Raw genomic sequence first — 8,835 nt, 5'->3', positions numbered from 1 at the left:
CGCGTGGGGCGAGCAGTGCTTCGACAAGCTCAGCACGAACGGGAATTGGGTCTAAGCCCGCTATCCCCCCACTGCTTCGCCCGCCTCCGCTGCCGCGATCGCGCGATATTTGGTGCGCAGCGACACCTTATCGATCTTCTCGGTGCCGAGTCTGGGTAGTGCCTCCGTGACGAACCAGATTCGCTGCGGCACCTTGAACGCCGCGACATGCGCGAACAGGAACGCACACAATTCCTCGGTATCGAGCGCCTCGCCCTCCCGCGCCAGCACGACCGCGCCGGGAACCTCGCCAAAGCGTTCGTCGGCCAGGCCGAACACGGCGGCTTCCGCCACGGCGGGATGTTTGTAGATCGCGGCTTCGACTTCCTGACACGAGATATTCTCGCCGCCGCGGATGATGATGTCCTTCTTGCGATCGACGATGAACAAATACCCGCCCGAATCGACATAGCCGATGTCGCCGGTCAGGAAATAGCGGTCGGGCGTGAACGCCGCTGCCGTTGCATCGGGCCGTCCATAATATTCGGTGAAATTGCACACCGAGCGAATCGCCACCTCGCCGCGCTCCCCTTGCGCCACCGGCTTGCCCGCGCCGTCGAGGATCGCGAGATCGACCAAGGGCGCGGAGGCGCGTCCGGTCGAATTGGGCTTGGCGAGGTAATTGTCGCGGAAATTGCCGCAGCCGATGCCGTTGGTTTCGGTCAGGCCGTAGCCGAGCAAGGGCTTGGGCCCGCCCATTTCCTCGGCGATGCGGCGGACATGCTCGACCGGGCGCGGCGCGCCGCCGGCGGCGAAGTCGGTGACGCTCGACAGATCATACTCGCTACGCTTGGGGTGCGTCAGGATTTCGAAGCTCATCAGCGGCACGCCGACGAAATAACTGACTTGCTCGGCCTCGATCAGCCGCATCGCTTGCTCGGCATCCCATTTCGGCATCAGCACGAGTTTGCGCCCCATCGCGAAGCTTTGCAGGAACACCGGCACTTCGGCGGTCACGTGGAACAGCGGCACGTTGAGCAGCGTCGCGGGCTGCCCCACCGGCGGGTTGCCGTCTTCGCTGGTGATGCCGAGCATCACGAGCGCCTGCGCCAGATAATTGTACACCGCTTGCGTCACCGCGCGATGATCGCTGATCGCGCCCTTCGACTGGCCGGTCGAGCCCGAGGTGAACAGGATCGTCGCAGGATCGGTTGGCGCCGGCGTGGGGAGCGTGCCCGCGTCGCCGGTCAGACCGCCAAGCGCCTCGGCCAGCGGGCGGATATCGTCGATCGTCACGACCGGCGTATCGAGCCCGTCAATCTCCGCCAGCCGCTTCGCACGCGGCGGATCGGCGAACACCAGGCTGCACTCGACATCGCTCATCGCCGCGGCCAGCTCCTCCGACTGCCACCAGCCGTTGAGCAGCGTCGCCACGCCGCCGGCCATGACGATGCCCATGTAGAGCACGATCCACGACGGCGAATTGCGCATCGCGATACCGATCCGGTCGCCCGGCTGCACGCCGTGCGTCGCCACCAGGGCGTGCGCGACCTGGGCGGCGGCGGCGTAGACGGTGGCAAAACTCAGCCGCTCATCGCCCGCGACCAGAAAGGTCTTGTCGGCATGGTCGGCGCAATAATGCGCGAAATAGGGCGGCAGCGTCTGCGGCACGCCGGTGATCAGCGGCAGGTCGACCCCACCGACGGTGACCGAGCCGAGCGCGAGCGGTGCGCCAGGTCCGGTCAGCGCGGCGAGCGCCGCATCCATCCGCAGGTCCAGTTTGCTCGGCATATACGCTCTCCACTTGGTCTTATTGCTTGTCGGCTTTATGGAGGCGCAAATCTCCGGGGAAAAGCCTTGATCCTGTCCCATCTTCAGCCGGTGCTCGGCCAGATCCTCGTCGCGGCTGCGCCAACGGTCCCCCCGCACCTGCATTTCACCGATCTTCACCTGAGCAAGGTCGCGCTCGATCTCGGTTTCTTTCAGATCAAATGGTATTCGCTCGCCTATATCACGGGCATCGTCGTCGGCTGGTGGTATCTGCTCAAGCTGATCGCCCAACCCGGCAGCCCGATGGCCAGGCGCCATGCCGACGACCTCGTCTTCTACGCAACGCTCGGCATCATTCTCGGCGGGCGCGTCGGCTATGCGCTCTTTTACGCCCCGCGATTGCTCGTCTCGACCGGCATCTTCCGGCTGTGGGATGGCGGCATGTCGTTCCATGGCGGGATGATCGGCACGTCGATCGGCATCATCCTGTTCGCGCGGGCGCAGAAGCTCGATTGGTTGCGGATCCACGACTACCTTGCCTGCGCCGTGCCGTTCGGGCTGTTTTTCGGGCGGGTCGCCAATTTCGTGAATGGCGAATTGTGGGGCAAGCCGACCGACGTCCCGTGGGCGATCGTCTTCCCCGATACGGTGATGCCCGGCATCATCGATCCGGCGCGCCACCCGAGCCAGCTTTATGAAGCGGGGCTCGAAGGCATCGCCTTGTTCGCGATTCTGTGGTTCGCCTTCTGGCGCACCAAGGCGCGCTATGAGCCGGGCAAGCTCGTCGGGCTGTTCCTGCTCGGCTATGGCCTCGCGCGCTTCACGGTCGAATTCTTCCGCGAACCCGACGGCCAGTTCCGCGAATGGGCCGGCGGCTTTTTCGCCAACACAATCCATATGGGCCAGGTGCTGACGCTGCCGATGATCGTCGGCGGGCTGTATCTGGTGCTCACCGCCAAAGGCCGCCGCACCCGCGTCGAACCGATCGCCGGAGGCGAGAGCGTCGCGTGAGGGGGGTGTCCGTAAAGCTTTCCGTTCGCCCTGAGCCTGTCGAAGGGCTGCTCTCCTCTTGAGCGCGGCGGAAGGAGGAGAGCAGGGCTTCGACAGGCTCAGCCCGAACGGAAAAGGGGAAACCTCCCTGCAGAGCCTAACCGACCGCCTCGCCCGCGCGATCACGCTCGCGGGGCCGATTTCGCTCGCGCAGTTCATGGCGGCGGCGAACCAGCATTATTATGCGACGCGCGATCCGCTCGGCGCGGGCGGCGACTTCACCACCGCGCCCGAGATCAGCCAGATGTTCGGCGAGCTGATCGGGCTATGGGGCGCCGATCTGTGGGACCGTGCCGGACGCCCGGACGCTGCGTGGGTCGAACTCGGCCCGGGGCGCGGCACGCTCACCGCCGATGCCCTGCGCGCGATGGCCAAAGCGGGCCTTACCCCGCCCGTCCATTTCGTCGAAACCAGCCCGGTGCTCAGCGCATCTCAGGCCGATCGCGTACCACAGGCGACATGGCACGACGCAATCGACACGCTACCCACCGATCGTCCCTTGATCATCATCGCCAATGAATTTTTCGATGCGCTGCCGATCCGGCAATTGGTGCGGGGAAGCGCGGGCTGGTTCGAACGGCTCGTCGCGTGCCAGGACACGCTGTTCCTGCCAATCGCGGGCAACCAAGTGCCCGACGCGGTGATCCCGGAGCGCTTGCGCGACGCCCCCGCCGGATCGGTCATCGAAACCTCGCCCGCCAGCGTCGCCATCCTGCGCGGCCTGGCGCAGCGCATCGTGGCGCAAGGCGGCGCGCTGCTCGCGATCGATTATGGTTATGATGGCCCCGCGCTTGGCGACACGCTGCAAGCGGTGCGCGGCCACGCCTTCACCAATCCGTTCGAAGCGCCGGGCGAACAGGATCTCACCGCGCATGTCGATTTCGGCACGCTCGCCGCCGCCGCCTTGGTCGAGCGTGCGCAGGTTGCTGGCCCGATCGGCCAGGGCGCGTTCCTCACCGCGCTCGGCATCGACGCGCGCGCCGCCGCGCTCGCCAGCGCCACACCCGCGCGCGCCGAGCAGATCGCCGTGGACAAAGCCCGCCTGACACAGGACATGGGCAATCTCTTCCAGGTCCTCGCCATCACCGCCCCCGGCTGGCCCAATTCCGCAGGTTTTGCATGATCACCTATCGCGACGCCCGCACCATCGACGGGCCCGAGCTTGCCGCCATGGCGCGCCGCTCCTTCACCGAAACCTTCGGCACGCTCTATCGCCAGTCGGACCTTGCCGCCTTTCTCGACGAAGCGTTCGGCGCGAACGGTTTGCCGTCGCAATTGTCCGACCCCGATTTTGCGATCCGGCTCGCGCTGGCGGCCAATGCAACAGGGGATGATGCGATCATCGGCTTCGTCAAAATGGGTCCGGTTACCTTCCCCGGCGAATGGCGCCCCGATGCGATCGAGCTCTATCAATTCTACGTACTCGGTGAATGGCACGGCGCGGGCGTCGCGCAGGAATTGATGACCTGGGCGCTCGACCACGCCCGCAGCCACGGCGCGCGCGAGATCATCCTCAGCGTCTATGTCGACAATCACCGCGCGCACCGCTTTTACGAAAAATATGGCTTCGAGGATGTCGGGCGGATCGCCTTTCGCGTCGGCGAGACGGTCGATGATGACAATCTGATGCGGCTGCTGCTGTGAGCGTTCCGCCACCGGTCGAAGGGATCCGCGCGCCGACGCTCGACGGCGTCGCGCACGGCTTTCTCGGGCGGATCGGCGGGGTCTCAAGCGGGATTCATGCCGGTTTGAATGTCGGGGTCGGCTCGGACGACGATGCCGCCGCAGTCGAGGATAACCGGCGGCTGGCGACCGCAGCGGTGCTGCCCGGCGCGGCACTCACCACGCTCTATCAAATCCACTCGGCCGATTGCGTGACGGTGCGCGCGCCGTTCGAGGACCGGCTGCGCCCGCGCGCCGATGCGCTGGTGACCGATCGCCCCGGCCTCGCGCTCGGCATCCTGACCGCCGATTGCGCGCCCGTATTGCTCGCCGATGTGGCAGCGGGCGTGGTCGGCGCGGCACATGCCGGGTGGAAAGGCGCGCTCGGCGGCGTGACCGACGCGACGATCCTCGCGATGGAGGCGCTGGGCGCGCAGCGCGAACGGATCACCGCCGCAATCGGCCCCTGCATCGCGCGCGCCAGCTATGAGGTCGATGACGCCTTCGCCCGCCGCTTCGCGGCACACGACCCGGCCAATGAACGCTTCTTCGCAGAAGGGCGCGACGGCCACTTCCAGTTCGACTTGGAGGCCTATGTCGCGCACCGCCTCGCCGCCGCCGGGATTGGCCGCGTCGCTTTGCTCGGCCTAGACACCTATGCCGACGAAGCGCGCTTCTTCAGCTACCGCCGCGCCACGCATCGCGGCGAACCGGGCTATGGGCGACAGATCGCGATCATCGGGCTTTAACACCCCCCTCATTCTTCCTCCCCGCCCTTCCCGGGAGGGGAGGAAACCTATCGCGTCCTGAATTCCTCGGGCGCCGTAAGTTGCGCGAGGATCAGGCCATTGCCATCGGGGTCGTTCAGCATCGTGAAGCGTCCCCATGGCTGCTCATCGACCGGCGACACCGCAATCCCCAGCGCGGACAGCCGTTCATATTCGGCACCGGCATCCTCGACGCCGAGCATCAGCCCCTGCATCCCCCCCGGCGGCATCCCCTGGAACCAGGTCACCAGCGCGATCGTCGCCCCGCCGTCTTTGGGCTGAAGCTGAATCCAGCGCATGTCCGGCCCCGTTGCCTCGTCGCGCAGCACCTCCAGCCCGATCACTTCGGTATAGAAGGTCCGCCCCGCCACCTGATCCCTGACCGGGATCGAAACCACCGCAACCGCCATCGCGCCCTCCTCTGCGTTCGTCGCGAGATGGTATCTTTTGAGACTATCGCGCGTTAGATCAGCCTATCATTTTTTGCAGCAGGACGCACCCCAATGGCGAAGACCGAAACGCACGAAACCGAAGCCGATCTGACCGGCGTCGCCGCGCGCACCAAGCCCAAGCCCTCCATCGAGAAAATCGGCGACCGCAAGCTCAAGCCGTCCACGCTGATGATGGGGCATGGCTATGATCCGGCGCTGTCGGAAGGGTCGCTCAAACCGCCGATCTTCGCCACCTCGACCTACGTCTTCCCCAATGCCGCAGCCGGCAAGCGCCATTTCGAGGGCGTCACCGGCAAGCGCCCCGGCGGGGCCGAGGGGCTCGTCTATTCGCGCTTCAACGGCCCGAATCAGGAAATTCTCGAAGATCGGCTCGGCGTCTGGGAAGAAGCGGAGGACGCGCTCGTTTTCTCCTCCGGCATGTCGGCGATCGCGACCTTGTTCCTGTCGATGGTCAAGCCCGGCGACACGATCGTCCATTCCGGCCCGCTTTATGCCGCGACCGAGACGCTGATCGCGCGGATCCTCGGGCGCTTCGGCGTGCATTGGCTCGATTTTCCGGCGGGCGCGACGCGCGAAGAGATTGATGCGGTGATGGCCAGGGCGGCGACCGGCAATGTCGCGCTCATCTATCTCGAAAGCCCCGCCAACCCGACCAACGCGCTGGTCGATATCCAGGCGGTCGCCGCGAGCCGCGATGCGATCTTTGCCAAGGCGGCAGTCAAGCCGCCGATCGCGATCGACAACACCTTCCTTGGCCCGCTGTGGCTGAAACCGCTGCAGCACGGGGCCGACATCGTCGTCTACAGCCTCACCAAATATGCCGGCGGGCATAGCGATCTCGTCGCGGGCGGCGTGCTCGGGTCAAAGGAGCACATCAACACGATTCGCATGATGCGCAACACGATCGGCACGATCTGCGATCCCAACACCGCATGGATGCTGATGCGCAGCCTCGAAACGCTCGAACTGCGCATGAGCCGCGCGGGCGAAAATTCGGTCAAGGTCTGCGCCTATCTCCGCCAGCACCCCAAGGTCGAGCGCGTCGGTTATCTCGGCTTTTTGGCCGACACGCCGGGGATGGAGCGCCAGGCCGACATTTACGCGCGGCATTGCACTGGTGCTGGCTCGACCTTCTCGCTGCTCGTCAATGGCGGCGAGAAGGAAGCCTTCGCCTTCCTCGATGCGCTGAAAATCGCCAAGCTCGCCGTGTCGCTCGGCGGCACCGAGACGCTGGCGTCGCATCCTGCCGCGATGACGCACCTTTCGGTGCCCGATGCGCGCAAGCAAGCGCTCGGCATCACCGACAATCTCGTCCGCATCTCGATCGGGGTCGAGGATGCCGACGATCTGATCGGCGATTTCGAACAAGCGCTGGCGGCGATCTGACACGCCGCCTGTTGCTCAGGGCGCGATGATCGTCACCCCGTCGATGCGAATCGCGCGGGGGGCGAGCGTCGCGGGCAGCACCCCATCCTGGACGATCACCAAATGGCCGGGCGTCACGACGCCGCGCTCGAACGCCCGACGCTCGGCGGCGGTGCGCAGCTTCGTCGCCGTGGCGGTGCGCGCGGTATAGGTGAAGCCGACCGGACGCCGCGCCGCGACCGCGCGCCACGTGATCTCCTCCATCACCGCCAGGTTGATAAAGGCATCGGCCGGGGTGAAATCGACTTGCTTCGCGCGCGCGATCAGTCCTGCCCAGCGCGGATCGTGCGTGCGCGCGAAGACGGTGGTGCCGTTCGCCCGCGCCGCCGTCGCGCGGATCGCCGCGAGCATCGGGGCGAGATCGACCGCCTGCAAAGCGACGGCAGCGGCGAGCAGGATCGTCGCGCGGCGCAGCGCCATCACGCTGATGACCGCCGCATAAACCAGCGTATAAGTCAGCGGCCAGCCGAGCCGCCCCGAGGCGCGCACCGGGTCGAGCGCGTCGGTCAGCCATAAGGGCAAGTGCAGCGTCGTCACCGCCTGCCCCCAGAACAAAGGCTGCGGCCCGATCGCGACGAGCGCCAGCACCGCAAAGCCCGGTAGCAGCCAGGCGAGGTGCCGCAGCCCCGCGCGCCGCGTCGCCGCCGCGATCGCCACCGTCAGCAGCAAGCCCGCCCCAAGGTAATTCAGCCCCTCGAAACCGCGGCCATGATCCTCGGGCGAGGTCCGCAGCAGCGCCGAATAGGTCTGATTCGCCGGATTCCACCACGCATCAAGCGCCATTGGGAATGCGCCATAACTATGTGTCGAGCCGAATCCCCCGCCGAACACCCCCTGCGCCGCGAGCAGCAGCGTGACGGTTGCGATGATCCCGACCGCCTCGATCACCGGGCGGACCTGCCGACCTTCGACCACGCGCCGAAGGATCGCCGCCGCCCAGATGCTCGCGACCATCAACAACAAATAGCTGTGGACCAGCGCCGCCACCCCGAGCACCGCCAGCCACCATAACGGCCGATCGGCGCGGCGCGGTTCGACATAGATCCACAGCCCCCACAGGATCAGCCACTGCGCGCAGAGACTCGCATGGGGGTAGCGGTTGAACAGCATCGGCAGTGCCGCGAGCAACACCGTGCCGAACCACGCCGTCGGCGCATCGGGCGCGTGCGGGCGGACCAGCGCCCAGGCGAACAGCACCTGCAACACCATGCACGCAAACATCCACGGCCCGACGAATTGCAGACCCGGTGGCAGCAGCGCGGCGAACGGCCCGAGCAACACCCCCAACAACGGGATGCTGTCGGTCAGCAACAAGCTCGTCCCCTCAGGCGCGGACAGCAAAGCGATGTGGAACCCGGGCCATCCGCCGCCGGCGAGATAAGCGGCAAGCCCGATCGCGCTTTGCCCGTGATCGTGCCCGTCGAGCAGCCAGCCGATATTGCGCGGATCGAGCGTCGCAAGCGGCATCCAGCCTGCAAACAGCACGCTGGCCGTGGCAATCAGCGCCAGCATGAGAGGAATTCGTTTCATCATCGCTGCCTATAACGATCGCCGGTCTACATCTTGTAAATTACGATCCCCCGCCGATGCCGCGATCCAGTTTCCTCTAAACTTCCTCGATCCGACGGGGTAATGGTGGGCAATGTCAGCTCCCGCGCGCACGCCCTCGCCTGTAGGCGACTTCATCACCGGCCTGCCCAAGGCCGAATTGCATTTGCATATCGAGGGTA

The 8,835-nt window shown here is 66.1% G+C and carries 8 protein-coding genes; 5 read left to right on the top strand and 3 right to left on the bottom strand.

Going from position 1 to position 8,835, the window contains the following annotated elements; translation table 11 throughout:
- Positions 1-60 precede the first annotated feature (60 nt).
- Entirely contained in the window at positions 61-1,770 is a 1,710-nt protein-coding gene (locus tag ABWP09_RS08965) for a class I adenylate-forming enzyme family protein (RefSeq protein WP_353204800.1), read from the bottom strand.
- A 90-nt stretch (positions 1,771-1,860) separates the two neighbouring features.
- Here ABWP09_RS08965 and lgt point away from each other — a divergent pair, with 90 nt between their 5' ends.
- The 4 genes from lgt to pgeF all read left to right on the top strand — a co-directional run bounded on the left by lgt (position 1,861) and on the right by pgeF (position 5,210).
- The gene (lgt, locus tag ABWP09_RS08960; RefSeq protein ID WP_502959781.1) at positions 1,861-2,760 is read left to right on the top strand and encodes a prolipoprotein diacylglyceryl transferase; all 900 of its coding nucleotides are present in this window, start codon (positions 1,861-1,863) and stop codon (positions 2,758-2,760) included.
- Positions 2,761-2,956: 196 nt separating this feature from the next.
- A complete protein-coding gene (locus ABWP09_RS08955; protein ID WP_353204804.1) occupies positions 2,957-3,922 on the top strand; it encodes a class I SAM-dependent methyltransferase in 966 nt (321 codons plus the stop codon).
- Entirely contained in the window at positions 3,919-4,443 is a 525-nt protein-coding gene (locus ABWP09_RS08950; RefSeq protein WP_353204798.1) for a GNAT family N-acetyltransferase, read from the top strand. The genes ABWP09_RS08955 and ABWP09_RS08950 overlap by 4 nt, the downstream gene beginning before the upstream one ends.
- Complete coding sequence (gene pgeF, locus ABWP09_RS08945) at positions 4,440-5,210, top strand: peptidoglycan editing factor PgeF (RefSeq protein ID WP_353204797.1); 771 nt, start codon at positions 4,440-4,442, stop codon at positions 5,208-5,210. Before ABWP09_RS08950 ends, pgeF begins: the two co-directional genes overlap by 4 nt.
- A gap of 47 nt (positions 5,211-5,257) precedes the next feature.
- Here pgeF and ABWP09_RS08940 read toward each other — a convergent pair whose 3' ends face one another.
- Complete coding sequence (locus tag ABWP09_RS08940; protein WP_353204796.1) at positions 5,258-5,638, bottom strand: VOC family protein; 381 nt, start codon at positions 5,636-5,638, stop codon at positions 5,258-5,260.
- A gap of 93 nt (positions 5,639-5,731) precedes the next feature.
- Here ABWP09_RS08940 and ABWP09_RS08935 point away from each other — a divergent pair, with 93 nt between their 5' ends.
- Positions 5,732-7,066, top strand: a complete 1,335-nt coding sequence (locus tag ABWP09_RS08935) for a cystathionine gamma-synthase family protein (protein ID WP_353204795.1) — start codon at positions 5,732-5,734, stop codon at positions 7,064-7,066.
- Between the two features lie 15 nt (positions 7,067-7,081).
- Here ABWP09_RS08935 and ABWP09_RS08930 read toward each other — a convergent pair whose 3' ends face one another.
- Entirely contained in the window at positions 7,082-8,635 is a 1,554-nt protein-coding gene (locus ABWP09_RS08930; protein WP_353204794.1) for a DUF6311 domain-containing protein, read from the bottom strand.
- Between the last annotated feature and the right edge of the window lie 200 nt (positions 8,636-8,835).

The sequence above is a fragment of the Sphingomonas sp. genome, assembly GCF_040398505.1.
GTDB lineage: Bacteria > Pseudomonadota > Alphaproteobacteria > Sphingomonadales > Sphingomonadaceae > Sphingomonas.
This window is presented reverse-complemented; position numbering and strand designations above follow the sequence as displayed.